This is a genomic window from Sphingomonas aerolata (genome assembly GCF_023935825.1).
Lineage (GTDB): Bacteria > Pseudomonadota > Alphaproteobacteria > Sphingomonadales > Sphingomonadaceae > Sphingomonas > Sphingomonas aerolata.
Genome location: NZ_CP098762.1, coordinates 2,139,717 through 2,165,142 on the forward strand (window position 1 = coordinate 2,139,717; position 25,426 = coordinate 2,165,142).

Below are 25,426 nucleotides of genomic sequence, written 5' to 3' on the forward strand. Positions count from 1 at the left end.
AGGGTTACCGAGCGCTGCCCCTTGTGGCTCTGGGTCCTGACGTTCGTCAGGATGACGGAGCGAGCGGGCAATGCTCTGCGAACATCACCACGCATCAGAACGTCACACCGACGCGCGCGCTGACCGTCTGGCCGCTGTCGTTGCCGACATAATTGCCCGCACGATTGTCGGTGTTCCACTGGATCGCGTTGACCTGGAACCGGGTGAAGCTGTTGAGATACCAGTTCATCCCGACCGTCGCGGCCCAGCCGTCGCCGCCGGTCAGCAGGTCGCTGTAATCGAGGCTCTCGTACCGCGCGGTCAGTTCGATCGCGCCGACGCCGCCATCGAAGGTGGGTTTGAGCACCTTGGGCTGGCCGAAGCTGCCGAGCCGCGGGTTATAGGGCGGCAGGTCGCCGGTGAGGAAGAGACCACCCGACACGCTCCACGCCTTGCTGACGAAATCGGGCCGTCCACCGTCGAGCCGCGCATTGCGCTGGCCGGCTTCGCCCATCACCCACAGTGGCCCGCGATAGCCGCCGAGCTCGACGCCGTAACCCGTCGTCCCGGTCCCGCCCGTCAGCGGTCCGCTCGACACGCGCAGCGCGCCGTTGAAGCGCCCGCCGATCACCGTGTTGCGGGTCAGCGTGCCCGCGACGGACGACAGCGATTCGTCGAACCCCCAGAGCCCGACATGAAGCACGCCGGTGTCCGACTTGATCGGGTTCCAGTGCGCGCGGCCGAGAACGGTGCGGCTGTCGCCGACCGTCTGCGTGCCGTCGATCCGGTCGCCGGTGACGGTCACCGACGCGTGGCCGGTCTTCCAGAAGATCCGCGGCATCACGCCGATGCCGTAGAAGCCACGCTGCGGGATGATCGCGGTGGCGACCGTCGTGCGCTCGAGGAACGGGGTCGAGTCCGACCCGGTCGATCCTTCGAAGCTGCGGTCGTTGAACAGATGGCCTGCGCGCACGTCGTAATCGAGTCCGGGCGTGATCCGGTTGCGCCAGCCGACGAACGCGGTGACGACGTCGACCTCGTTTTCGGAAAAGTCGCTTTCGAACTGATAGAAGAAATGCGTACCGACGCCGCCTTCGAGACCAAGGCGCAGCGCGCGCATCCCCGTCGTCGTGATGTTGCGGCCGTCATATTTCGACCCGAAGCTCGAGCTCACATCGGTCAGGATCCGGCCGCGCGGCTTGAAGGTATAGACGCCGTCCGCCGAGTGGAAGACCGGCAGGCCCGCACCCCATTCGGTCGTCAGACCCGATGGATTGTCGCGTGCCGCCACGGCCTGCGCGACGCTGCGGTCGGCCGGGCCGGGGGGCGCAAGCTGCGGCGCGAACGGCACGGTCCGCCGGGGCTCGCCCGTCTGTGCGAGCTGCGGCTGCGGCGCAGCGCCGGTTGGCTGGACGGGGGCCGCGGGCGCGGCCGCCTGCGCAACGACCGCATTGGTCTCGAGCCGGTCGAGCCGGGACTTGAGCGTGGCGATCTCGGCCGCCTGCGCGCGGACCAGTGCGGCGAGGTCGGCGTCGCCGGGCGCCGGTGCCCCGGTCTGGGCGAGCGCGGGTGTCGCGATGATCAGCGCGACAAGAGCGCAGCCGGTACGAAATGGGGTCATCGTGAAGAGGCTCCGTTGGCAAGAAGGGCGGTCCAGTCGCGCAGGAAGCGCTGGCGCTTGAGATGATCGAGCGTGACGAGAAGCTGCGGTCCGACCCGGATCGGTCGGGCCTGCGCGGCGGGAAGGCGGCGCGCGGGGACGTCGGTGCGGACCGGCCAGAGGCTGCGCTTGGCGAGCAGCGACTGGCCTTCGCGCGACAGCAGGAAGTCGAGGAACAGCTTGGCGGCCGCCGGGTGCGCGGCTTCGCGGGCGATGAACGCGATCCGCGACGTGACGATCGTATAGTCCTTGAGGAACGCCACGCCGATCCGCGGATCGGTGCTCGCGCGCTCGAGCGCATAGGAGCCGATGACGTTATAGGCGATCGCCTGCCGGCCCTCGGCGACGCCGCGCAGCATCGGCTCGCTGGTCCGCGACAGGACCGGCTTCGTCGCCGCGATCGCCTCCAGCAACGACCGCGTGTCGCGCGTGATCGCCATGTCCTCCGACAGATAGAGATAGCCGACATTCGAGCGTGACGGATCGAAGGTCGTCACGCGCCCGGTCAGCGCGGTGCGCTGCGTCCGCAGCAGCGCCTCCAGTTCGGCATGCGTCCGCGGCACGCGCGCCGGCGGCAGCAGCCGCTTGTTGTAGACGATCCCGATCGGCTCGGCAGTGACGCCGAAGCCCATGTTCTTCCAGACCGAGACGGCGGGCAGCGCGGGCTTTTCGGGGCTGGCATAGCTTTGCGCGAAACCGTCGTTGATCAGCTTGACCTGCAGATCCATCGCCGACGACCAGACCAGATCGGCAGACAGGCGCCGCGCGCGCGTCTCGGCGACGAAGCGGCGATACATTTCGGTCGACCCGAGATCGGCATAGAGGACGGTGATGCCGGGATAGCGTTTGCGAAACGCGGCGACCACCGGCAGCAGCTCGGCGCGATCGGCATTGCCGTAGATCCGGACCTGCCGCTCGGCGCGTGCGCTTTCGATCAGCGTGTCATAGGAGCGGGGATAGCCCGCCGGACGCTGCGCCGACACCGCGGTCGCCGCGAACCCGGTCAGCGTTGCCAGCAATCCGATCGTGAGAACCATTCGTGCCATCGTCACCTCTCCTCGCCTTCCGTCTCTGTGTTCGGATAGGCAGTAGCGGTGGAATACGAATCGAAGCTGTCACCAACCTTTCACGCCCTTTTGAATCAACGAGGTAAGCCGATTTGCGCATTCTGCTGATCGAGGACGACGCCGCCCTCGCGCGCAGCATCGCGGCATTGCTGCGGGCGGGCGGCAATGCGGTCGATCATGTCGCGAGCGGCGAGGAGGCGCTCGGCATCGTCGCGGGCGAGCCCTATGCGCTCGTCATCCTCGATGTCGGGCTGCCCGGGATCGACGGTTTCGCGGTGCTCGAGACGCTGCGGCGACGCGGCGAGCGTGTGCCCGTGCTCATGCTGACCGCACGTGATGCGCTGGACGACCGCGTGCGCGGGCTTGATCTCGGCGCCGACGACTATCTGCGCAAACCGTTCGACCCCGAGGAGCTCGAGGCGCGGGTCCGCGCGCTGGGACGACGGCGCGGCGGCGATCCGCTCCCAGTGCTGAGCGTGGGGAGTTTGACGATGAACCGCTCGACGGGCGATGCGGATATCGCGGGCCGGGTCCTCGACCTGCGCCGCCGCGAACGCGCGGTGCTCGAGGCGCTGGCGATGCGCGCGGGCCGCGTCGTGCCGCGCGAGCTGCTGATCGGCGAGGTGTTCGGGTTCGACGAACCCGTCGGCGGCAACGCGATCGAGGTCCATGTCACGCGGTTGCGGACCAAGCTCGCGCCGGACGGCCCGGGTATCCGCACCGTCCGCGGCGTCGGTTATATGCTCGATGCCGGCTGAGGCGCGTGCCCCCGCGCTGCGGACGCGCCTGCTGGTGGCGGTGCTCGGCCCGCTGCTCGCGGCGGCGATCCTGATCGGCGTGGTGGGCGCGACGCTGATCACCGACGTCGTCAGGCGCACCAGCGACCGCGTGCTCGGGGGCGCGCTCGGCGCAATCGCGGAGACCGTGCAGGTCGAGCGCGGCGAGGTCACGCTCGACCTTCCCGCCGCCGCGTTCGGGATGCTCGAGAACGCCGAACGCGACAACGTCTATTACCGCATCGCGGTCGGCGGGGACCTGCTCACCGGCTATGCCGATCTGCCCGCACCCGATCCCGCCGCGCTCGCGGTCGATGTGCCCGCCTACCGCTTTGCGCGCTATCGCGGTCAGCGGATCCGCATCGCCGAGGTCCGTCGCGACCTGCCGCGGATCAACCGGCCGGTGATCGTGCAGATCGCCGAGACGATCGACAACCGGTCAGCCCTGACCCGTCGTCTGATGATCGCGCTGCTGATCGGCGAGTGCGTCCTGGTCGGTGGTGCCGCGCTGCTGCTCCGCCCGGCGCTGGGGTGGAGCCTGCGCCCGCTGGCCCGGCTGCGCGGTGCGATCGAGGCGCGTGACAAGCGGGCGCGGCCCGACTTCTCGCCGCTCGACACGGGGCCGCTGCCGCGCGAGCTCCGCCCGCTCGCCGGCGCGTTCGACCGGCTGCTCGCGCAGCTCGATACCGCGACGGTCGGCGTGCGCCGCTTCACCGCCGACGCGTCGCACCAGATGCGCACGCCGCTCTCGGTCCTGAAGGTTCAGGTGGCGCTCGCGCGGCGCGGTTCGGGCGCCGAACGGCACGAGGCGCTCGACGAAATCGGCGATGCCGTGACGCGGCTCGAACGGCTCGTCACCCAGTTGCTGGCACTAGCACGGGCGGAAGAGGCGGGGGTGTCCGCCCCGCTCGAAACCGTCGACCTGCGCGAGGTGGCCGCTGCGGTCATCACCCGCCAGATCAACCAGGCGATCGAGGCGGGGATCGACCTCACGCTCGAAACCGACCCGGTCGAAACCTACCAGGTACCCGGCCACCGAACGCTGATCTTCGAAATCCTGTCGAACCTCGTCGACAACGGCATCCGCTATAACCGCCGTGGCGGCACGGTCACGGTCAGCCTCCAGACGTCGCGCGGGGAGACCGCGATCGCAGTGATCGACGACGGCCCGGGCATTGCCGACAGCCAGCGCGAGGTGGCGTTCGACCGCTTCGTCCGTCTCGGCGCACCGGGCAGCCCGGAGGGCAGCGGGCTCGGGCTCGCGATCGTCCGGTCCGCCGTCGCGCGGTTGAACGCGACCGTCGGCTTCGGCGCAGCGGACCGCGGCACGACGATCGTCGTCCGCTTCCCCGGTACCGCCGCGGCCGGGTAACGCCGCGCCCGTCAGCCGCGCAGCTTGCCCGGTGCAAAGGATTTCGGCGCCGCCGCCGGGGCCGCATCCCCGGCGCCGCGATCGAACAGATGGTCGAGCATCGCCGCCATCGCCCTGTGGCCGGTATCGGTCAGGCTGACATGCACGCGTCGGTGATCCGCGGGATCGACATGGCGTCGCAGCAGCTCGGCCTGTTGCAGCCGATCGATCCGCCGCATCGTCCCCGCCGCACTGCCCCCCGACATCAGCGTCAGATCCTTCACGCAGAGCGTCTCGCCGGTGGCGGCCGCAATGAACAGGTCGATCATCATGTCCCAGGCCGGATCGACCAGCAGGTCCTGTGGCAGGAACGCGCTCATCGTCGCGCGCAGCTGGCGGGCCTGGCGCGCGCGGGCGAGCAACGCGGGTGCGATCGGTCTCGTGGCGCCGGCGCCGGATGCGCGCAGGTTGCGGCGTGCGACATCGGTCATCGTTCGCGCAGCGCCTCCCGCGCCCGGTTGAGGGGTTTGACGAGATACTGGAGCACGGTCTTGCTGCCGGTATGGATATCGACCGTCGCGACCATGCCGGGGGTGATCGCGAACCGTGCGCCGGCCTTGTTCGTCAGCGAATCCGCCTTAGTCCGCACGAACACGCGGTAATAGAGGATGTCGGGCTTCACCTCGTCGCGGATCGTGTCGGGCGAGATGCTGACCACGCTGCCCGTCAGGCCGCCATAGATCGAATAGTCATAGGCGGTTACCTTGACGCTGGCTGCCTGGCCGGGGCGGATGAAGGCGATGTCGCGCGGCTGGATCCGCGCCTCGATCAGCAGCCGGTCGTCGAGCGGGACGATCTCCATCAGCTTGCCATTGGGCGGCACGACGCCGCCGATCGTCGACACCTCGATATTCTTCACGACCCCGCGTACCGGCGAGCGCAGCGTGAGGCGCGACAGCGTGTCCGAGCGCCCCCGAACCACCGGTGCGAGCGAGTCGACCTGTTCGGTGACCTTGGCCAGATCCTGCCGCGCCTCGACCATATATTGCGACCGCAGATCGGCCTTTTTGAGCTCGAGCTCGGCCCGCTGGCGTTGCAGCCGCAGCACCTCGACATTGCTCGCCGCGCCGACCGCGATCAGCGACTCGCCGATCCGGACCTCGCGTCCGATCAGCGCCAGGCTCTGGTCGATCAGCTGGATCGACGATTGCAGGCTGCGTCGCCGGGTATCGTGGAGCCGCGTCTCGGCGGCCTTGAGCTCGGGATAGCGGTCGAGTTCGGCGGCGAACGCCAGCGGCGTGCCGTTCGCCTCCGCCTGAAGCCGCGCGACGCTCGCCAGCGCGGCGCGATATTTGGCGGCGGTCTCGTCGACGGTCGACCCCGCCTGCGTCGGATCGAGCTGTGCGAGCAGCTGCCCCGGGGTGACGATATCGTCCTGACGCACCGGAAGCTTGGTCAGGATCCCGCCCTCGAGCGACTGGATCACTTGTTCGCGGCTGGTCGGCACGACGCGCGCTTCGCCGGTAGCGACCTCGTCGAGCGCTGCGAACCACGCCCAGCCGAGTGCTGCCACGAACAGCGCGGCCAGGATCCAGACGAGCCGCGTCGCGGTCGCGAGCCGGACGCTGCCTTCACCGCCGAACAGGTGGTCGTCGTCGATCGCCCGCGCGCTCATGCCGCGGCACTCCGCGTCCCGCGCATCTGCGCGAGGATCTGGTCCTTGGGCCCGTCAAGGACGATGGTGCCGTTGTCGATCACGATGATCCGGTCGACGATCTCGAGCATCCGCATCCGGTGGGTCGCGACGATCAATGTACGCGTACGGCTCCACGCCCCGAGCCGCGCGATGAAGTGGCGCTCCGTGCCCTCGTCCATCGCCGCGGTCGGCTCGTCGAGCAGCGCGACGGTTGGCTGGCGCAGCAGCAGCCGCGCAAGCAGCAGTCCCTGGATCTGCCCACCCGACAGGCCTCTGCCACCTTCCTGCACGACATGGCCGAGCCCGTCGCGCAACCGCCGGACCATAGTGTCCGCGCCGACCATCGCGAGCATCTCGCTAATCTCCCTGTCCGACGCCATCGGCGCGCCGAGCGTCAGGTTCTCCCGCAGCGTCCCGTGGAACAGCCGCGAGGTCTGGGTCAGCAGGCCGATGTCGCGGCGGACATCGGCGGGATCGACCTGATGCAGCGCGAGGCCGTCGAGCAGCACCTCGCCCGACACCGGCTGCAGCATCCCCGACAGGCCCTGAAGCAGCGTCGACTTGCCCGCGCCGTTGCGCCCCAGCAACGCGATCCGCTCGCCCGCCGCGATGTCGAGCGTCTGGACCGTCAGTGCAGGGGGGGCGTTGGGGTCGGCATAGGTGAAGACCGCGGACCGCAGCGCGAAGTCGCCCTGGACTGCGGGCAGCGGGATGCGGTGATCCGCGTCGGCGGTGTCGACGGGCAGCGCCATGATCTGGTTGAGGCTGCCCATCGCCACCTTGGCATGCTGGAACCTGCTAAGCAGCTGCGTGACCTGGGCCATCGGCGCCATCATCCGCGAGCCGAGGATCGAGGTCGCGACCAGCACGCCGGTGGTGATGTCGCCCGCGATCACGAGCGGTGCGCCGACGAAGATGATCGCGGCATAGACGCCGTTCTGGACGCTCTGGGTCCACACCGACAGGCCGTTGGTCAGCCCGCGCAGCCTGAGCTGCGCCTCACCCGCGACCGCGGTATAGTGGTTCCACTGGTGGTGGAACCGGTCCTCCGCCTGCAGCGCCTTGATGTCCTCGATGCCCTGTACCGATTCGACCAGCATCGCGTTGCGCAGCGAGGATTCGCGCATCGATTCGGTCGCGTACATCCGCAGCCGGCGTTGCGCGAGCAGCCCCGGCAGCAGCAACAGGACCAACGCGGCGAGCGGCACCAGCGCCAGCGCGCCGCCGACATACCAGAGCACGCCGAGGAATAGCAGGAAGAAGGGCATGTCCGCGACCGTCGCGACGGTCGTCGAGGTCAGCATGTCGCGCACCTGGTCGAGGTCGCGCAGCTGCGAGATGAACGTCCCGGTCGAGGTCGGGCGCGCGCGGTTGCGGACCCGCAGCGCGTGCCCGAAGACCCGGTCCGAGATGCGCAGATCGGCCCGTTTTCCAAGCACATCGACGATGTTCGTGCGGAGCCGTCGCAGCACGAAATCGAAGCCGATCGCGATCAGCACTCCGACGAACAGGATCGTCAGCGTCGGGATCGAGCCCGCCGGCACGACGCGGTCATAGACCTGCATCGAGAACAGCACGCCCGCGAGCCCCAGGCAGTTGGTCACCACCGACGCGACCATGACATGGCCGTAGGACGGCGCGTCGGCCATCAATATGTCGCGCAGCCAGTGATCCTGGAATGGCCGGATATAGGCGTCGATCCGCGTGTCGGGCGCCGAGCGCGACGGCCGGGGAATGACATAGCCGGTCGCGCCGGTGGTCAGCTGGTCGATCGGCAGATGCGTCGCTCCGCCCCGGTCGCCCGGCACGATCAGCCGGGCCTGGCCCTCCGCGTCGATCCCCTCGATCAGCGCGATCTCGCCGTCGCGCAGCCGGACGATCAGCGGCAGCCGCCAGCTCGTCAGCCGCATCCCCGCGGCGGGGACGAACTGCACGCCGAGCCCGGTCGCGCGCGCGAGCGTGCGGACCCGCGCCTCGTCGTCGTCCCCCAGCTCCCAGTGTGCGGCAAGCCGCGCACGCTGTTCGGACAGCGGCAGGCGATAGTGGCGGGCAACGCGGCCAAGCAGGTCGAGCCACGCGTCGATGCCGGCCCCCGGTCCGCCCGCCGCCACCGCGATCGGCACCCGGTCGGCGGTCACAGCGTCACCCCCCGCACCGTCGCACCGGACAGCGCAAACGCGTCGCGCATCCGCCCCGACAGATACAGGCAATCCACCTGAAGGCTGCGCAGGGTCTGCGCGACGTTCACCGCCTCGAACCGCACCTGCTGGAATTCCTGTTCGGCGTTGAGCAGGTCGACGAGCGTGCGCGTGCCCATTTCGAGATACTGGATCCGGTACAGGCGCCCGGTCTCGCGCATGTTGGTCTGGCGCGACTGCAACGTGGCGACGACCTGCGACAGGCTTTCGATCTGCTGGCGGGCCTCGGCCAGCCGCTGGCTGCTCTCGTTGCGGACCCGGCGCGTGGCCGCCTGCGCCGCCTCCAGCTCGAACGCCGCGCCGCGCGCACGCGCACGCGTGACCCCGCCCGCGAAGATGTTGCTCGAGACGCGCAGGCCGACATTGTAGATGCTGCGATTGCCGAGCGGCGCGGTCACGTCGGTCGAGGCGTCGCCGCCGATCGACAGCGTCGGATAGCGGTCCGCGCGGCTGCGACGCAGCGCGGCGGCGGCGCGGTCCGCCTGCGCCTCGGCGGCCATGACCAGCGGCACCGTCTCCCAGGCGGGCACCGGACCCGAACAGCTCCGCATCAGCCAGTCCGGGACGTCGGCGGACACCGCGGCGGGCGGGGCGTCGCGACCGAGCAGGAAGGCCAGATTGCTCGCCCAGCGGCGCTCCGCCGCCTCGACCGTCGCGAGGCTGGCCATCGCCGCCTCGACCCGCGCCTGTGCCTGCAGCGCATCCGATCGCGTCGCGGCACCAAAGGCGGTGCGCCTGCCGACAAGCTCGCTGATCTCGCGGATTCGGTCCGCCTGTTCGGCCGCGATGATCCGCTGTGCCGACGCGCGCTGATATTCGATCACGGCATAGGCGGTGTCGCGGATCAGCGTGTCGACCGCGAGCAGCATCTCGGCACGCCCGACCCGCGTCCCGGCGCGCGCGCCCGCGATCTCGCTCGATACCTTGCCGAAATCGAACAGCATCTGCGACGCGCCCAACTGGGGTCGCGGCCGCAGGGTGCCCGATACGCGACTGTCAAACCCGCTGCCGATCCCGGCGCTGACGGTGGGGAGATAGCCCGCGCGTGCCGCTTTCACCTCCTCGCCGCGCGCCGCAAGCGCACCCGCTGCCTCGGTCAACGACGGATGCCAGGCAACCGCTTCGCGTGCCGCGGTTTCGAGCGTCACCGGACCCGGCGTCGCGGGGCCAGGGGTGTCGACCGCTTGCCCGGCGTTACACGGCACAGCCGCCAATAGGACGCCCGCGGCCAGCGATCGCATCGCGCTCATAGTGGAAGTGATCATTGCGTCCCTGTCCTCTGCTGGCACCAGCAAAGGACAGGGGTGCTTAACGAAACGTATAGAGTAAACAGTCTTTAAGTTGCTGAAATGGTTTTAGAAAAGACCGGTTTCGAATGCTTATACAACATGACTGGTGACAAGTCCGTTCTGATCCTGATCCGGGATAGTGGCGAGGTAATCGAACGGATCGACGACGGTGGCGATTTCCGTGACGACGATCGGATCGAACGAAACCGTATCGGGCTCTTCTCCGATCGATGCTTGCGGTTCTGCTGCAAGATACTGTGACAGCACGTCCTCCAACTCGCCTTGACCCTCGAACAGATCATAGGTGGCGAGCCCGATCACCGGTCCGGCCGCCGCGAACGCGCCCGATTCGATGCTCTGTACCGTCAGCGCGTCGAGCGGGATGACGTCGAGGTCCCCGGCCTCCACCAGGGCGGTCACTTCCGCGAAACCGCTCGCGTCCGATGCTACCGATGCGAAGCCCGCCGCAGCGGCAGGTCCGTCGCCGGGCACGTCGATCGTCACGGTCAGCGTCGCGGTGGACAGCACGCCATTGGGCTGGACGAGCTGATAGGTGAAGCTGTCGGTGAGATCGACCGCGGAGAAGCCGAGCGTCGCGCTGGGCTGATAGGCATAGCCCCCGGTCTCATCGATTTGCAGCGTGCCATATCGGCCGGTCAGCGTGACCGGGGTGTCGCCGATCTCGGCAAATCCGGTGCCGCGATCGACGCGGATCGCCGCGAAGCTGGTATTGGTCGTGTCATTGTCGAGCAGATTGCCCGTCGCGGTCTCGCGCGTCGCCAGCGTGTAGTCGTTGAGGAACAGGGTGCTCGAGCCCAGCGATACCGTGGTGCCGAAATTCCCGACGCTTAGCGCCGCGTTGCTGCTGACCTGGTAGGAATAGCTGCCACTGGGCAGGTCGTCGAAGGTGAAGGTCGCGACGCCGCCGAGCACCGGGTTCAGCACCGTATTGATGGTTGCCGTCCGCACGATGAGGCCGTCGGCGCTGCGCACGCTGACGGTATAGGCCGGCAGTACGGAGAGCAGCCCACCCGTTCGCGCGGCGACGATCGTGATATCCGACACCGCGGCGGGGGCGACGGTGAAACTGCCGGTGCCCGTGCCGGTGACCTGCCCCGTCAGGATGGTCCCGGTCGACGGGAAGTCGAACGCCGGGGCGGGCGGCAGCGTCGTGACGACATTCTGGAACGTCACGTCGGCAAACGCCTGGTCGGCGACCGCAAGCGGTGCGCCGGTGATGTCCGGGCTGCCGATCGCGATCGTCAGCGTCGCGGTTTCACGCTCGCCATCGGTCGGGTCGACCAGCGTGTAGGTAAAGGTCTCGGTCCGCCCGATCGCGCCGGCATTCGCGACGGGGGTGTAGCTGTAGCTGCCGTCGGGGTTGATCCTCAGGCTGCCCCAGGTGCCGGTGACGCTGCTCCCGTCCGGTCCGACGTCGGTCGTCACGCCATTGACCGTGACGCTGGCGACGCGGGTTCCGGGGCCCGTGACGTCGATCTCGCCACCCGGGCCCGCGTCGGTGATGACGTTGCCGCTCGCCGCGATGGGCGTTGCACCGGCAATATCGGTGAAGTCCGAATCGATCCCGGCAACCGACAGATCGCCGAGTAGCCCGACGCCCGCCGTTCCCTGGAAGGTAAGGAAAGCCCGGTACACGCCCGGTCCCAGCGTCTCGGTCGCGCTGAGATTGCCGTTGAGCAGACCAATCTCGAGCAGCGAGGCCGGCCCGCTGCCTGTGACCGCGACCCACTGCGTCCCCACCAGCCGCTGCACGACCACCGCATAGTCACTGGCGGCGCCGATCGTTGCCGCTGCGTCATAGGTGAACCGTGCATCCAGGCTGTGGCCCTCCGCCACCGAGAAGCGGACGTTGCGAACCGCGAGCACCTCGGCGTCGAGGTTGACGAGGCCCAGCGAGACAAGGGCGAGATAGCGCGCGTTCCCCAGATCGACCGGTGCCGTGGTCGGCAGGAGATCGAGTCCCGCGGCGTCGACATTACCGAACGCGGCGATGTCGAACGGGGCGGCGATGCTGGCCGGGGTCGAGACATTCCCCGTGGCATCGGCCTGGGTGACGCTGAGCGTCCCGCCCGCTGCCTGTGCCGGCGCCAGCGTGACCGTATAGCGGCCCTCGGCATCGACGGTCGCGACGCCGATCAGCGTGGCATCGGGACCGCGCACCTCGACCCGTGCGCCAGCTTCGCCCGTCCCGGTCAGCGTCGTGCCGTCGTTGGTGATCGCCGAAATGATCGGCGGCGGCGGGGCGGTGATGTCGGGCGCCGCGACGGTCGCGACGGCCGAGACGTTGCCCGTGGGATCGGCCTGGCTCGCCGACAGAGTCTCGCCATTGACCGGCGCAGGGCTCAGCTGCGCGGTATAGCTTCCATCCGCGGCGACCTGTGCAGTACCCAGGATGACGGCACCGAGACGGATCGTCACGGTCGCACCCGGCTCGCCGATCCCGGTCGCTGTGCTGCCGTCCGGTGCGATCGTGACGACGGGCAGGGCGGGGGCGGTGTAATCGGGCGCGATCAGCACGAATGGCGTCGATATGTTGCCGGCGGCGTCGGCCTGTGTCGCGGCCAGCGTCTGGCCATCGATCTGCGCGGGCGTCAGCGTCACCGCATAGGCGCCGTTCGCGCCGACGATCGCGGTCCCCAGACTGGTCGTATCGGCCGCGCGGATCGTGATCGTCGCGCCAGGCTCGCCCGTGCCCGTGACGACGCTTCCCGTCAGATCGAGGATTGCCGTGGGGGCGGCGGGGGCGGTCAGGTCGGGCGCGACCGCGGTGGCGGGCGGCGAGACGTCGCCGTCCGCGTCGGTCTGCGTGACGCGGACCGTCTCGCCGTCGATCCGGGCGGGGACGAGCGCGACACGGTAGCTTCCGTCCGGACCGGCGACGCCGGTGCCGATGATTGTCCCGACCGCGTCATAGACGATGATCGCGGCGCTGGCATTCGCCGTCCCCGCTACCGCAGCGCCATCCGCGTCGACCGCGGCGCTCGGCGCATCGGGCGTGGTGTCCGCGACGAGATCCGGTGCGATCGCGGTCACGATGGGCGAGCCGTTGCCGGCCGCGTCCCGCTGGTCGACCCCCAGCACTTCGCCGTTGGTCTGCGCCGGATCGAGCGGCACTATATAGGTGCCGTCGCCCGCGACGACCGCCTGACCCACCACGCGGCCCAGCGGATCGCGGACGGTGATCGTCGCCCCCGCCTCGCCCGTACCGGTGAGCGTGAGTCCATCGGGCGCGACGGTGGCCAGCGGCGCGGCCGGCGCGGTCAGGTCGGCGGCGGTCAGCGTGGTCGCGGGCGACGGATTGCCCGCGGCATCGGCCTGCGACACGCTCAGTGCCTGACGGTCGATCTGCGGGGTCGCGAGCGTGACGCTATAATCGCCCTGCGCAGTGACGATCGCGGTTCCCAGCACCGTAGCGGCGGCATCGCGCACCGTCAGCGTCGCGCCGGGCTCGCCGGTGCCCATGACGACCGATCCGCTCGCGTCGAGCATCGCGACGGGCGCAGGCGGCGCGGTGATGTCCGGGGCCGTCACGCCGGTCGACGCGGAGACATTGCCCGCCGCGTCGGCCTGCGTCACGCCGAGCCTCTCGCCATTGGCCTGCGCCGGGCTCAGCGCCGCGGTATAGCTCCGATCCTCTGCGACGATCGCGGTACCGATCACGATGCCCGCTGCGTTGGTGACGCTGACCGTCGCACCAGGCGCGCCGGTACCGGTCGCGATACTGCCGTCGCCGCTGATCGTCGCGGTGGGCGCGTCGGGTGCGGTGGTATCGGGGGCGAGCAGACCCACCGGGGCCGAGACATTGCCCGCGCGGTCGGCTTGAACGACCGACAGCGCCTCGCCGTCGAGCTGCGGGGGGGTGAGGGCGACGGCATAGGCACCGTCCGCGGCGACGATAGCGGTCCCGAGCGTCGCTCCGCCGGGCGCGGTGACGGTCACGGTGGCGCCGACCTGGCCTGATCCGGTGACGACCGAACCGTCCCCGCTGATCGTCGCGGTCGGCACGCCCGGCGCGGTGATGTCGGGGGCGATTGCGGTGGCGGGTGCGGACACATTGCCCGCCGCATCGGTCAGCGTCACGCTCAGCGTCTCGCCATCCGCCTGGGCGGGGTCGAGCATGATACGGAAACCGCCATCGGCGGCGACTGTCGCGGTACCGATCGCGGTGCCGGATGGATCGCGCACGGTGACGATCGTACCGGCCTCACCCGTGCCGACGAGGAGGCTGCCATCGCCCTCGACGGTCGCCGTCGGCGCTGCAGGGGCGGTGACATCAGGCACTGCGACCAGCGCGGGGGCCGAGACATTGCCCGCGGCGTCCGCCTGCGTCACCGCAAGCGTCCCGCCATCGCGCTGCGCAGGATCAAGGATCACCGCAAACGCCCCGGCGGCATTCGCTGTCGCGGTGCCGATCACGGTGCCGTCGGCATCGCGCACCGTGATCGCCGCGTCGGCGTCGCCCGTCCCGGTCAGCGCCGTGCCCGTCTGGTCGAGCACCGCGCTGGGGGCGTCGGGCGCGGTCAGGTCGGGGGCGATCGCGGTCGCGGGGGGCGAGACATTGCCGTCCCCGTCGGTCTGCGTCACGCGGATCGTCTCGCCGTCACGCAGCGCAGGGACGAGCGCGATGGCGTACTGCCCGTCGCCCGCGGCGAGTCCCGTCGCGATCACCACGCCATCGGCATCGAACAGCGTGACCGTCGCGCCCGCTACCGCGCTCCCCGTCACGGCGCTGCCGTCGATGGCGATCGTCGCGGTCGGTGCATCGGGGCCGAGATCGGCGACCAGATCGGGCGCCGCGGCAGTCGCCTCGGGCGAGACATTGCCCGCGCCATCGACCTGCCGCACGCTCAGCGTCTCCCCGTCGATCTGCGGCGGAGTCAGCGGGACGGTATAAGTGCCATCGCCCGCGACGATGATCGTGCCGATCACCGCCCCGACCGGGCTGCGCACCGTCAGCGTCGCACCCGCTTCTCCGGTCCCGGTCAGGCTCGCACCATCGGCGGTGACCGTCGCAGTCGGCGCGGCCGGGGCGGTCTGGTCGGGTGCGATCAGCGCGGTGGCGGTCGAGACATTGCCCGCGGCATCCGTCTGCACAACCGAGATAAGCTGGCTGTCGATCTGCGGCGGGACGAGCACGACATCGTAATTGCCGCGCGCATCGACGATCGCCGCGCCGATCTCGGTATCGGTGGCGTCGCGGACCGAGATCCGGGCACCGGGCTCGCCGCTGCCGCTCACGATTGTCCCTGTCGCATCGATTGTGGCGGCTGGGGCCGCCGGCGCGGTCACGTCGGGGGCGATCAGCGACAGTGGGGACGCGGCATTGCCTGCGGCGTCCGTCTGGATCACCGCGAGCCGTTGGCCATTCGCCTGTGCCGGGTCGAGCAGCACGCTATATTGCCCGTCGACCCCGACCTGCGCGGTGCCGATCGTGGTGCCGGCAAGGTCGCGGACCAGGATCTGCGCGCCGGGTTCGCCCGTCCCCGTCACCAGCGTACCGTCCCCGTTGATCGCGGCGACCGGCTGCGCCGGCGCGGTGAAGTCGGGCGCGATCGTGCTCGCATTGCCCGACACATTGCCCACGGCGTCGCTCTGGACCGCCTCGACCCGCTCACCATCGGTCTGCGCCGATCGCAGCGTGATTTCATAGCGTCCGCCGGCGTCGACGCTTCCGCTTCCGAGCACAACGCCGCCCTCGCCGGTGATGGTGACGGTCGCACCGGGCTCGCCAGCGCCGGTCGCGATCGTGCCGGTGCCGTCGAGCGCGATTGTCGGTGCTGCCGGCGCGGTGAGATCGGGCGCAATTACCCCGACCACGGGCGAGGCATTGCCCGCCGCATCCGCTTGGCTGACGCCCAGCGTCTCGCCATTGGTCTGCGCCGGCGACAGCGGCACCGCAAAGGCGCCGTCCGTCCCGGCGGTCGCGGTGCCGATAACGACATCATTGGCGTCGGTCACCGTCACGGTCGCGCCCGGCTCGCCGGTGCCGCTGAGCAGCGTCCCGTCGCCGTTCACCGCAGCGGCGGGGGTCACCGGCGCGGTGAGGTCGGGCGACGCGATCTGCACCGCAGCGGAGACATTACCCGCAGCGTCGGTCTGCGTAACGGCGAGGCTGCCGCCACTCGCCTGCGCGGGCGACAGCGGCGTCGTGAAGCTGCCGTCTGCCGCCACGACGACGCTGGCGATCACAATGCCCGCAGCATCACGCACCATGACGGTCGCACCCGCTTCACCGCGCCCGGTGACGGTCGCACCACCAGCGTCTATCGTTGCCTCCGGCGCACCGGGTGCGGTGGTATCAAGCGCAGCGACCTGCACGGCGGGGGAGACATTGCCCGCCGCGTCGGTCTGCGTGACGGCAAGGCTGCCGCCATTAGCTTGCGGGGGTGACAGTGGCGCAGCGAAGCTGCCGTCCGCTGCCACCACGACGCTGCCTATCACAATGCCCGCAGCGTCGCGGACCGTGACGGTCGCGCCCGCTTCGCCGCGCCCGGTGACGGTCGCGCCACCAGCGTCGATCGCTGCCTCGGGCGCGCCGGGTGCAGTGGTATCGGGCGCAGCGACTTGCACGGCGGGGGAGATATTGCCCGCTGCGTCGGTCTGCGTGACGGTAAGGCTGCCGCCATTAGCTTGCTCCGGTGACAGTGGCGCAGCGAAGCTGCCGTCCGCTGCCACGACGACGCTGGCGATCACATTGCCCGCAGCATCACGCACCGTGACGGTCGCGCCCGCTTCGCCCCGACCCGTGATCGTCGCGCCACCAGCATCAATCGCCACTCCGGGTGCGCCGGGTGCGGTGGTATCGGGAGCAGCGATCTGTACGGCGGGGGATACATTACCGGCAGCATCGGTCTGCGTGACGGCAAGATTTCCACCATTGGCCTGCGCTGGCGACAGCGGTGCCGTGAAGCCGCCGTCCGCCGCGACGACGACGCTGCCGATCACAATGCCCGCGGGATCGCGCACGATGACGGTCGCGCCGGCCTCGCCGAGCCCGGTGACGGCCGTGCCGTCACTTGCGATCGTGACACTCGGAGCGGCGGGGGGTGTCGTGTCGGGCGGGGTGATGACGGGCGGGGTCGTCACGGGTGGGGTCGTGACGGGTGGGGTGGCCGGATCGGGCTGGGTCGCGGGAGTATCCGAGCCGCCGCCGCCGCCCAGTGCCGCCGCCGCGCCGCCTGCCGTGACCACCCCGCCCAGCAGGGCAGCGGGCAGCGCGAGCGAGGCGCCACCGCCGCCGCCCGCCGCCGCTACGAGGTCCTCGGGATCCTCGAGCGGAACGAAGCGCGGCGCGCCCGGCGCGACGCGCGCCTGCCACATGGTGCCGCCGGGTTCGTTCAGGACGAGATCATGCGGTGCGACCCCGGCATCCTCAGGATGAAAATTGGCGACCTCGACATGGTCCCCGTTGGTCAGGCGGACGATGAGCGCATTGCCCTCGCGCTCGAACCCCGCAACTTCGGAGCGGGCAAGGTCGAGCCGGACGACGCTCGGCGCATCGAGGCTGACGGCGTCTCCCGATACGCGCGTGACGGCCCCGGTTGCCTTCGAGATGACGTGTACGTCCATGCTTCATCCTCCTGTGCGGGTCAGCAGCGCCGCGGCGCCGACGGCCCCAGCGGGCACGTCGACGACCTTCGAAACTGCTGGCTTCTCGAGAGGGACAAAGCCCGGCGCGGTCGGGGGGCTGCAACCATTCCGCTATCGGAATCAATTCCGCGGCCAGGGTCATGGCACGGTGAGGCGCCGGCCAAAAAAAAAGGCGCCGCCGGAGGATCCGGCAGCGCCCCAGTCAGGCTCGGCGGATCGCGATCAGATGCGGCGGCGCGTCGCGGCGGTCGCGCCGGCCCCTGCGGCGGCGGCACCGATCAGCATCGCGATCACCACCATGAACGACGTGCCCGCAGCGGCGCCGGCGGCGGTGTCGGTCGCCGACTTGGCGGTCGCGATCGTCTCGTCCTTGGTCTTGACGAACTGTGCCTTGGCGCGCGTTACCTGAGCCTGGGCTTCGGGACGCGCGATCTTGCGCTGCGCGGCGACGATGTCGACGATGCGGCTCTCGGCACGCGCGCCGTCCGGCCCGCCGCGGGCGAGCGCGGGAAGCTGCTTGGCGACTTCCTTCTGAGCCTGTTCCGACGTCATCTGAGCAGGATCCGACGGTGCGTCCGACAGATAGGCGGCCGCCTCTTCGCGGACGTCGCCCGTATCGACGCCGGCGACGTCGGCAACCTTAGGCGCAGCAGCCCCGATTCCGGTGCCGGCCGCGGTCGCGACCGAGCCGACGGTACGGAAGGCGCCGCCGATGATCCCGCCGACCGCCGAGGTCAGCAGGTACAGCGTCAGGATCAGCGTCACGCCCCAGACCACAAGCCCGTGAACGAGCCCGTCGAACCGGTCATGCACGCCGGCAACGCGGGCCGCGGCATAGCCGCCCGCGCCAAGCGCGATGATCGTCGTGACGACCCAGTACAGCCCGGCACTAATGCCGAAGCCCGCAGCGCCCGGCGTGGTCCCCTCGACCGGGTCGACCAGCGTCAGGCCGATGCCCGTGCCGAGAATGCCCAGCACGAGCTGGACCGCGATCGCGAGGACGACGCCCGCAAAGATCGCCCCCCAGGATATGCGGCTGGGCGTCTTCGCAAGACGCAGGTCGTCGGCCGGCAGAACGCCGGGTGTCGTGGTGATCGTCATAGATGCTCCTGTTGAATAATGTGCCGGCGACGGCGTCAGTCGGCGCCGTCGCGGTCGATGGAATGATCCGTTTCATGCGGCTCGGCCTGGGCCTGCTTCGCGCCGGCCTTGCTTTCGCGGCGGCCGCTGCGTTCGACACCGGGGTCGCCGATGATCTTGCCGATCGCCTCCTGGACGGAGCCCTTGGCCTGGCGTGCGCGTCCGGTCTTGCTGCCAGCCTTGCCGCCGGGTGTCGTGTCGTCGGTCATGCTGCGACCTCCTTGCTTGCTGCGTCGGCCGGATGACGCGCGGGCAGCGAGTCTCCGTCGAAGCCGCGCGCGCGCGCCCAGGCGGCGGCGGCGTTGCGGCGGTTGACCCCGATCTTCGAATAGATCCGCGCGACGTGATTGCGCACGGTGTTGCCCGAGACGTCGAGCGTCCGCGCGATCGACTTGTCGTCGAGCCCGCGACAGATCAGCGCCAGCACCTCGCGCTCGCGCGGGGTCAGCTCGTCGAGCCCGACGCCGACCGGATCGGCCTGCGGCGTCCGGATCCGTGCGAGCTTCTCCATGATCGACCGGCTGAGCCAGCTCGTATCCTGCATCACCGCCTCGATCGCATGGACCAGCTCGCGCTCGGATGCCTTGCGCGTGCTGATGTCGCGCATCGCCCACAGCATGCACGCTTCGCCGCCAAGCTGGATCGGTTCGCTCGAGACGATCCCGTCGATCACCTGACCCGATTTCAATCGGAGCCGCAGTTCGCGGTCGCGGATCGGCCGGTCGGCGGCGATCTCGCCCTCGATCTCGTGCTGGATCGCACCGGTCTCCCACAGATCGACGACCCCAAGCGGCTGGTCGACGATGTCCGCCGCCGTATAGCCGGTCAGCTCGGTGAACGCCTCGTTGACGTCGCACAGCCGGTGGCCGTCGCGGGTGCCGATCGCCAGCGCGACCGGCGCGAGCGAGAAGGTACGCGTGAACCGGTCCTCGCTGTGGCGCAGCGCGGTCTCCGCCTTGCGACGCGGTTCGAGGTCCGCGAAGGTGAACAGCATGCACGCCTGCTCGGCCAGATCGATCGGCTGGCCTGCGACGATCACCAGCTTGGTACCGCCTTCGGGCAGGTCGAGCTCGGCCTCCATCTGCGGAATCGTCCGGCCCTCGCACAGCCGTTGCTTCGCCACGTCGCGCTTGTCGGCATGCGCGAGGATGTCGAGATCGTAGAGCGTGCGCGCGAGGACCCCGTCGCGCTCATGCCCGGTCATGTCGAGAAAACCCTGATTGACCTTCACGAACTTCAGATCGCACAGCCGGCAGATCAGCGCGGGCGCGGGGTTCGCGTTGAACGATTGCTCGAACCGGTCTTCCGCCTCGAACTGCGCCGAGACGTCCTGAATGACGAGCACGAGGCATTCGGGCTCGTCCTGGTCGTCGGTCAGGACGAGGCTGCGGACCTGATGGACCCAGCGCGGGCTGTCCTCGCCCGCGACCGCCACTTCGACCACCACCTGCGAAAACGCCTCGCCCGACACGACGCGCTCGATCGGATAGTCATCGTCGCCCAACCGGTGGTTGTTGCGATAGCGCAGCTGGAACTTCGCCCGATACGCGTCGACCGTCGCCCCCAGATCCTCGACCGCATCGACCCCGTGCATCGCGAGCGCCGCAGAGTTCGCCCACAGGATCGACTGATCCGGATCGATCAGGATTACGCCCTCGTCGAGCCCCGCGATGATCTGGCGCAGATGGCGCAGATCGGCGGAGTCGCGCAGCGACTTGAGGGCGGGGGCGGCGGTCATCGGATCAGTCGCGCTGGCCGTGGACGAGCCAGGCCAGGCCATAGCCGATCGCGGCGGCGCCGAGTGCCCAGAGCAACGGTGCGTCCTCGGCCGACTCCTGTACGGTCCGCGCGCCATGGCGCGCCAGCTGGCCGGCGCGGTCGGCGGCCTCGCGCGCGTCGCTGCCGAGCTTGTCGGCGAGCTCCGGGGCGCCATCGACGGCATCGGCGACCGCGGACTTCGCGCGGCCATAGAGATTCTGTGCGCCGCCTGCGACCTGATCGACGACCCCGTCGACCTGCCAGTCACGGCTGCTGACGCTATCGCCGATCGTCTTCTCGACCTTGCCGCCGACATAGCGTGCGCCGCCCTGGAATTCGTCCTTGTTCATCGTCTTGTCCTTCTCGAAAGTGGGGAAACGTCAATTCGGCTCAGGGCAGGACACGGCATGCCGCCGCGGCCTTGCCGACCTCGAGCGCGATCGCCGGATCGCGCAGTTCGGAGGCGACACGGATCAGGTCGGACGGCGTCAGCGCCCCCGGCGTCGTGTCGTTCTGCCGATACGCCGCGGCCGCCTTGCCGAGCCGCTGGAGCTGTCCGAGCGACAGGCGCGACTGGAGCCGCTCCCCGACGCAATCCGCGCGCGGCGCGTCGAGCCCGTAGCGCTGCAACCCCGAGGATATCCGCGTTGCCGGTGCCGCACAGCCGACGACTGCCGTCATCAGCACAAGCGAGGCGATCGTCGCAGACAGGCTTTTCATGATCGGGCTCCCGACATTCCAGGAGCGCAACTGCTCCCGGATCGGACGCATAAAGCGTGAAACAGGACGTAAGTTCCTGGTATTTATGTGCTAATCATGCGTACTCATATACTAGAGGATCGGCCGCCCGCGCCCGGTACAATCGCGCGAACCGGCGATGCAGCGTCATCGTGCTGGCATCGGTCGCCACGTTGGCGCGCCGCTCGTGCCAATCGGCGCGCGCGTGAAAATAGGCGGCCTCGCCGGCCCCCCCGGTCTGCGGCGGCCGGTCGTCGTCCTGATCCGTCATCGTCCTGCTTTTCCCAATGGTCGTCGACGCGACATTAGGCCGTCAGCGCCACCGCCGCGTGATCGGAAAGGACCAGTGCACTGGGTAGATATCCCAGTCGGCGCAGCATGCCTCCGGGGGGACTCATACGTGGCGGAACCCTCCACGCCGGGCGATCATCCCGCCGGCTTGGCGTGCGCGGCGTCCTGGTGCGCGATATAGCTGTCGAGCGCGCTCGCGGCATTCAGCATGTGCGCGCGCATCCGCCGCGCCGCCTCGTCGCCATCGCCCTCCGCGATCGCGCGCATCACCGCGTCATGCTCCGCGCGCGAGCTGGCGAGGCGGCGGTCCTGGCGCAGCTGCATCCGGCGGAAGGCGTTGAGCCGCGTGCGCACCGCGATCGCCTGGTCGGCGAGGAAGTCGTTATGCGCCGCGCGGTAGATCGCCTCGTGGAACTCGCGGTTGAGCGCGTCATAGGCGTCGACATCGCCCGCCACGACCGCCGCCTCGCTCGCCTCATGCACCCGCAGCAGACGGCTGCGCTCAAGCGGCGTGATCCGGTAGGTGGCGAGCCGGACGCACACCGCCTCGAGCTCCGCCATCGTCTCGAACATGTCCATCACCTCCTCGGCGGTGACGTGGCGGACGATGACTCCGCGGCGCGGGCGGACCTCGACCATCCCGCTGGTCGCCAGCTGGCGCAGCGCCTCGCGGACCGGCGTGCGCGAGGCGCCATAACGGTCGGCCAGCTGCTGTTCGTCGAGCATCGTGCCCGGCGCGAGCTCGCCCGACGAAATCGCATCGGTCAGCGCGTTGCGGATCCGGTCGGACAGCAGTCCCGTGTCTTCGCTCTCGATATCCGCCACGCTGTCAGCCCCCCACGATCGCGCGGACGATCAGATAGAGGATCGACGGCGCCACCAGGCACCCTAGCCCGGTATGGAAGGTCGCGGTCAAGGCGCCATAAGGGACGAGCCGGCGGTCGGTCGCGGCGAGCCCGCCCGACACGCCGCTGACCGTTCCCATCAGCCCGCCGAACACCATCGCGCTGCGCGGGTTGTTGAGCCCGATCAGCCCGGCTACCAAAGGCGTGCCGACCATCACCATCACCGCCTTGAACACGCCCGTCGCGATCGACAGCGCGATGACGGGCGAGCTTGCCCCGATCGCAGCACCCGTGACCGGCCCGACGATATAGGTCACCGCGCCCGCGCCGATCGTCGTCATCGACACCGCATCGGTATAGCCGAACGACGCCGCGACCAGCGCGCCGACGATGAACGGCAGGATCGTGCCGAGCAGCAGCGCGACGACGCCGATCAGACCCGCCTTCTTGGCCTGTTCGACATCGACCTCGCACGCGGTCGCGACGATCGCGAAGTCGCGCAGCATCGCGCCGCCCATCAGCCCGATCCCCGCGAGCATCGGCAAATCGGCGAGCCCCTTGTGACCGCCCGTCGCGATCCCGCCCCAGAAGGCGAGCGCGAGGCCGATCAGGATCGCGATCGCCGAGCCGTGGACCCGGCCCATCGTCAGCTTGGCGGACAGGATGTTCGACAGCCACATGACGATGCCGACGACCGCAAACGCGGTGAGCAGTGCATTGGCGGTCAGGACCTTGGTGATCATTTCCATGCGTTCGGTCCTCAGCGCGGGGTGATCGGGGCGGGGGATCCGGCGGCGATCGCCATCTCGGCTTCACGCGTCTCGCGTGCCTCGATCTCGTCCATCGTCTCGGGCGTGCCCGAGAGCCGGCTGATGATCGCGACCGCGGTGAAGCACAGCAGCAGCGCGCCGACGCCCGCGATCAGCACGATCGGGCCGCCCTCGACCGCGGCGACGACATCCTGCTGCGCCGCCATCGCGACGACGATCGGGATATACAGCGCGCCCCAGAAGCCGATCCCGCGCGACACGCCCTCATTGTAGCGACCGCGCGTCTTCAGCCACATCCGCGCGGCAATCAGCAGGATCATCGCGATGCCGACTCCGCCGACATTGGCCTTCACGCCGAGCAGCACGCCAAGGCCTTCGCCCAGCAATTGCCCTATCAGCGTACAGATCGCGAGCAGCGCGACTCCGGCGATCATGCGCCGCGTCCCGCATATGTGGCGGCAACGGGTAGGGACTCGCTCATGGCATATCCTCTCAATGTATTCGATCTGGCGTCTTATACGTCACCAAGTATGCACAGGGTTGCGTTTGGAGCAATAGCGAATACAAGAGGGCCGTAATAAGCGTCAGGAGGCGATGCGGTGCGGCAATGGAATACGCGCAAGCAGATGCGCGAGGAGCGGATCGCGGCGGGCCGGGGCTTTGCCACCGGCAAGCTGGTCGATCCCGAAACGCTCGTAGACTTCTTCGAAGCGGTGCTCAGGCCCGGCGACCGGGTCTGCATCGAGGGCGACAACCAGAAACAGGCGGACGTACTGGCCAAGGGGCTCGCCGCGATGGATCCCGAACGGATCCACGACCTCCACATGGTCCAGTCGGGCGTCGTCCTGCCCGAGCATCTCGACGTCTTCGACAGCGGGATCGCGAAGCGGCTCGATTTCTCCTATTCCGGCCCGCAATCGGCACGGATCGCGAAGATGCTGTTCGGCGGCAAGATCGAGCTTGGCGCAATCCACACCTATCTCGAACTGTTCGCGCGCTATTTCGTCGATCTGACGCCGCAGGTCGCGCTGATCGCCGCGGTCAGCGCGGACCGTCACGGCAATCTCTACACCGGCCCCAATACCGAGGACACGCCGACCGTGGTCGAGGCGACCAGCTTCGGCAGCGGCCTGGTGATCGCGCAGGTCGGCGAGATCGTCGATACGCTGCCACGCGTCGATATCCCCGGCGACCAGGTCCATTTCGTGCTCGACGCCGGGCGGCCCTTTTATGTCGAGCCGCTGTTTACGCGCGATCCCGCGGCGATGACCGAGACACAGATCCTCACCGCGATGCTGGCGATCAAGGGGCTGTATCAGCCCTATGGCGTGCGCCGGTTGAACCACGGCATCGGCTTCAACACCGCGGCGATTGAGCTATTGCTGCCGACCTATGGCGAGAAGCTGGGGCTGAAGGGCAAGATCTGCACGCACTGGGCGCTCAACCCGCACCCGACGCTGATCCCCGCGATCGAGGCGGGCTGGGTCGAGCAGGTCCATTGCTTCGGCTCGGAAGTCGGGATGGAGGATTATCTCGCCGCGCGGCCCGACATCTTCTTCACCGGCCCCGACGGCTCGCTCCGCTCGAACCGCGCGTTCAGCCAGACCGCCGGGCTGTATGCCTGCGACATGTTCATCGGCTCGACGCTGCAGATCGATCTTGCCGGGCACAGCTCGACGATCACCGCGAACCGCATCGCCGGCTTTGGCGGCGCGCCCAACATGGGATCGGACGCGCGTGGCCGGCGTCATTCCAGCACACCCTGGTTGCAGGCCGGCGCGGAGGCCGATCCCGACACCGCGGCACCCTTGCGCCGCGGCCGGAAGCTCGTTGTGCAGATCGGCGAGACGTTCGGCGAGGGCAATGCGCCGCTGTTCGTCGAGAAGCTCGGCGCGCTCGAACTCGCGGAAAAGCTCGATCTCGATCTCGCACCGATCATGGTCTATGCCGACGACACCACGCACATCGTCACCGAAGAGGGCATCGCCAACCTGCTGCTCTGCCGCGATGCGGATGAGCGCGAACAGGCGATCCGCGGCGTGGCGGGCTTTACCGAGATCGGCCGCGGCCGCGACAAGGCGATGGTCGAACGGCTGCGCGAACGGAAGATCATCCAGCGGCCCGAGGATCTCGGCATCGACCCGCTCGACGCGAACCGCAACATGCTGGCCGCGCGTTCGATCAAGGACCTGATGCTCGCCTCGGGCGGGCTCTACCGGCCACCGAGCCGGTTCCGGAACTGGTAGGGGATAGAAGC

At 69.3% G+C, this 25,426-nt stretch carries 19 protein-coding genes; 3 read left to right on the forward strand and 16 right to left on the reverse strand.

From position 1 onward, the window contains the following. Positions 1–94 precede the first annotated feature (94 nt). Positions 95–1,600 carry an OprO/OprP family phosphate-selective porin gene (locus NEF64_RS09780; RefSeq protein WP_252573686.1) on the reverse strand — a complete coding sequence of 502 codons (1,506 nt, stop codon included), beginning with the start codon at positions 1,598–1,600 and terminating at the stop codon, positions 95–97. Beyond that, on the reverse strand, positions 1,597–2,685 hold the full coding sequence (locus tag NEF64_RS09785; RefSeq protein WP_056408451.1) for an ABC transporter substrate-binding protein: 1,089 nt from the start codon (positions 2,683–2,685) through the stop codon (positions 1,597–1,599). Before NEF64_RS09785 ends, NEF64_RS09780 begins: the two co-directional genes overlap by 4 nt. A gap of 113 nt (positions 2,686–2,798) precedes the next feature. Between NEF64_RS09785 and NEF64_RS09790 the strand changes: the two genes are divergently transcribed. Continuing rightward, complete coding sequence (locus tag NEF64_RS09790) at positions 2,799–3,464, forward strand: response regulator transcription factor (RefSeq protein WP_031439546.1); 666 nt, start codon at positions 2,799–2,801, stop codon at positions 3,462–3,464. Continuing rightward, positions 3,454–4,854: a sensor histidine kinase gene (locus NEF64_RS09795; protein ID WP_056408449.1), complete on the forward strand. Its 1,401-nt coding sequence runs from the start codon at positions 3,454–3,456 to the stop codon at positions 4,852–4,854. Before NEF64_RS09790 ends, NEF64_RS09795 begins: the two co-directional genes overlap by 11 nt. Before the next feature lie 11 nt (positions 4,855–4,865). Here the strand turns inward: NEF64_RS09795 and NEF64_RS09800 are convergent, their stop codons facing one another. From NEF64_RS09800 to madL, 14 genes are all read right to left on the reverse strand, one after another. Continuing rightward, complete coding sequence (locus tag NEF64_RS09800; RefSeq protein WP_056408445.1) at positions 4,866–5,324, reverse strand: helix-turn-helix domain-containing protein; 459 nt, start codon at positions 5,322–5,324, stop codon at positions 4,866–4,868. Continuing rightward, a complete protein-coding gene (locus tag NEF64_RS09805) occupies positions 5,321–6,508 on the reverse strand; it encodes an HlyD family type I secretion periplasmic adaptor subunit (protein ID WP_056408444.1) in 1,188 nt (395 codons plus the stop codon). The genes NEF64_RS09800 and NEF64_RS09805 overlap by 4 nt, the downstream gene beginning before the upstream one ends. Beyond that, positions 6,505–8,667 (reverse strand): type I secretion system permease/ATPase, encoded by a 2,163-nt coding sequence (locus tag NEF64_RS09810; RefSeq protein ID WP_056408441.1) that lies wholly within the window; start codon positions 8,665–8,667, stop codon positions 6,505–6,507. The genes NEF64_RS09805 and NEF64_RS09810 overlap by 4 nt, the downstream gene beginning before the upstream one ends. Continuing rightward, positions 8,664–9,992, reverse strand: coding sequence for a TolC family protein (locus tag NEF64_RS09815; RefSeq protein WP_235516466.1), 1,329 nt, complete (start codon positions 9,990–9,992; stop codon positions 8,664–8,666). The genes NEF64_RS09810 and NEF64_RS09815 overlap by 4 nt, the downstream gene beginning before the upstream one ends. A gap of 114 nt (positions 9,993–10,106) precedes the next feature. Continuing rightward, positions 10,107–17,606, reverse strand: a complete 7,500-nt coding sequence (locus tag NEF64_RS09820; RefSeq protein ID WP_056408439.1) for a BapA/Bap/LapF family large adhesin — start codon at positions 17,604–17,606, stop codon at positions 10,107–10,109. Positions 17,607–17,849: 243 nt separating this feature from the next. Further along, positions 17,850–18,728: a hypothetical protein gene (locus NEF64_RS09825; protein ID WP_056408435.1), complete on the reverse strand. Its 879-nt coding sequence runs from the start codon at positions 18,726–18,728 to the stop codon at positions 17,850–17,852. A gap of 35 nt (positions 18,729–18,763) precedes the next feature. Then, complete coding sequence (locus NEF64_RS09830; RefSeq protein ID WP_056408432.1) at positions 18,764–18,976, reverse strand: CsbD family protein; 213 nt, start codon at positions 18,974–18,976, stop codon at positions 18,764–18,766. Then, positions 18,973–20,505, reverse strand: coding sequence for a PAS domain S-box protein (locus NEF64_RS09835; protein ID WP_252573687.1), 1,533 nt, complete (start codon positions 20,503–20,505; stop codon positions 18,973–18,975). The genes NEF64_RS09830 and NEF64_RS09835 overlap by 4 nt, the downstream gene beginning before the upstream one ends. A gap of 4 nt (positions 20,506–20,509) precedes the next feature. Then, positions 20,510–20,875 carry a CsbD family protein gene (locus NEF64_RS09840; RefSeq protein ID WP_056408430.1) on the reverse strand — a complete coding sequence of 122 codons (366 nt, stop codon included), beginning with the start codon at positions 20,873–20,875 and terminating at the stop codon, positions 20,510–20,512. Positions 20,876–20,915: 40 nt separating this feature from the next. Then, the gene (locus tag NEF64_RS09845; RefSeq protein WP_056408426.1) at positions 20,916–21,245 is read right to left on the reverse strand and encodes a hypothetical protein; all 330 of its coding nucleotides are present in this window, start codon (positions 21,243–21,245) and stop codon (positions 20,916–20,918) included. A gap of 94 nt (positions 21,246–21,339) precedes the next feature. Beyond that, positions 21,340–21,534, reverse strand: a complete 195-nt coding sequence (locus NEF64_RS09850; protein ID WP_056408422.1) for a hypothetical protein — start codon at positions 21,532–21,534, stop codon at positions 21,340–21,342. 155 nt (positions 21,535–21,689) lie between these two features. Then, positions 21,690–22,379, reverse strand: coding sequence for a GntR family transcriptional regulator (locus NEF64_RS09855; RefSeq protein WP_056408419.1), 690 nt, complete (start codon positions 22,377–22,379; stop codon positions 21,690–21,692). Between the two features lie 4 nt (positions 22,380–22,383). Beyond that, positions 22,384–23,148 (reverse strand): malonate transporter subunit MadM, encoded by a 765-nt coding sequence (madM, locus tag NEF64_RS09860; RefSeq protein WP_056022622.1) that lies wholly within the window; start codon positions 23,146–23,148, stop codon positions 22,384–22,386. Positions 23,149–23,159: 11 nt separating this feature from the next. Continuing rightward, a complete protein-coding gene (gene madL, locus NEF64_RS09865; RefSeq protein ID WP_056408416.1) occupies positions 23,160–23,603 on the reverse strand; it encodes a malonate transporter subunit MadL in 444 nt (147 codons plus the stop codon). 165 nt (positions 23,604–23,768) lie between these two features. On the opposite strand from madL, the gene mdcA reads away from it, so the two are divergent. Then, positions 23,769–25,415 (forward strand): malonate decarboxylase subunit alpha, encoded by a 1,647-nt coding sequence (gene mdcA, locus NEF64_RS09870; protein ID WP_082446998.1) that lies wholly within the window; start codon positions 23,769–23,771, stop codon positions 25,413–25,415. The last annotated feature ends 11 nt before the right edge of the window (positions 25,416–25,426 follow it).

Bases quoted from the DNA above. Each gene is read 5' to 3' on its own strand.
- NEF64_RS09780 (WP_252573686.1), bottom strand. From the start codon at position 1,600: ATGACCCCATTTCGTACCGGCTGCGCTCTTGTCGCGCTGATCATCGCG.
- NEF64_RS09785 (WP_056408451.1), bottom strand. From the start codon at position 2,685: ATGGCACGAATGGTTCTCACGATCGGATTGCTGGCAACGCTGACCGGG.
- NEF64_RS09795 (WP_056408449.1), top strand. From the start codon at position 3,454: ATGCCGGCTGAGGCGCGTGCCCCCGCGCTGCGGACGCGCCTGCTGGTG.
- NEF64_RS09800 (WP_056408445.1), bottom strand. From the start codon at position 5,324: ATGACCGATGTCGCACGCCGCAACCTGCGCGCATCCGGCGCCGGCGCC.
- NEF64_RS09805 (WP_056408444.1), bottom strand. From the start codon at position 6,508: ATGAGCGCGCGGGCGATCGACGACGACCACCTGTTCGGCGGTGAAGGC.
- NEF64_RS09815 (WP_235516466.1), bottom strand. From the start codon at position 9,992: ATGATCACTTCCACTATGAGCGCGATGCGATCGCTGGCCGCGGGCGTC.
- NEF64_RS09820 (WP_056408439.1), bottom strand. From the start codon at position 17,606: ATGGACGTACACGTCATCTCGAAGGCAACCGGGGCCGTCACGCGCGTA.
- NEF64_RS09825 (WP_056408435.1), bottom strand. From the start codon at position 18,728: ATGACGATCACCACGACACCCGGCGTTCTGCCGGCCGACGACCTGCGT.
- NEF64_RS09830 (WP_056408432.1), bottom strand. From the start codon at position 18,976: ATGACCGACGACACGACACCCGGCGGCAAGGCTGGCAGCAAGACCGGA.
- NEF64_RS09835 (WP_252573687.1), bottom strand. From the start codon at position 20,505: ATGACCGCCGCCCCCGCCCTCAAGTCGCTGCGCGACTCCGCCGATCTG.
- NEF64_RS09840 (WP_056408430.1), bottom strand. From the start codon at position 20,875: ATGAACAAGGACGAATTCCAGGGCGGCGCACGCTATGTCGGCGGCAAG.
- NEF64_RS09845 (WP_056408426.1), bottom strand. From the start codon at position 21,245: ATGAAAAGCCTGTCTGCGACGATCGCCTCGCTTGTGCTGATGACGGCA.
- NEF64_RS09850 (WP_056408422.1), bottom strand. From the start codon at position 21,534: ATGACGGATCAGGACGACGACCGGCCGCCGCAGACCGGGGGGGCCGGC.
- madM (WP_056022622.1), bottom strand. From the start codon at position 23,148: ATGGAAATGATCACCAAGGTCCTGACCGCCAATGCACTGCTCACCGCG.
- madL (WP_056408416.1), bottom strand. From the start codon at position 23,603: ATGATCGCCGGAGTCGCGCTGCTCGCGATCTGTACGCTGATAGGGCAA.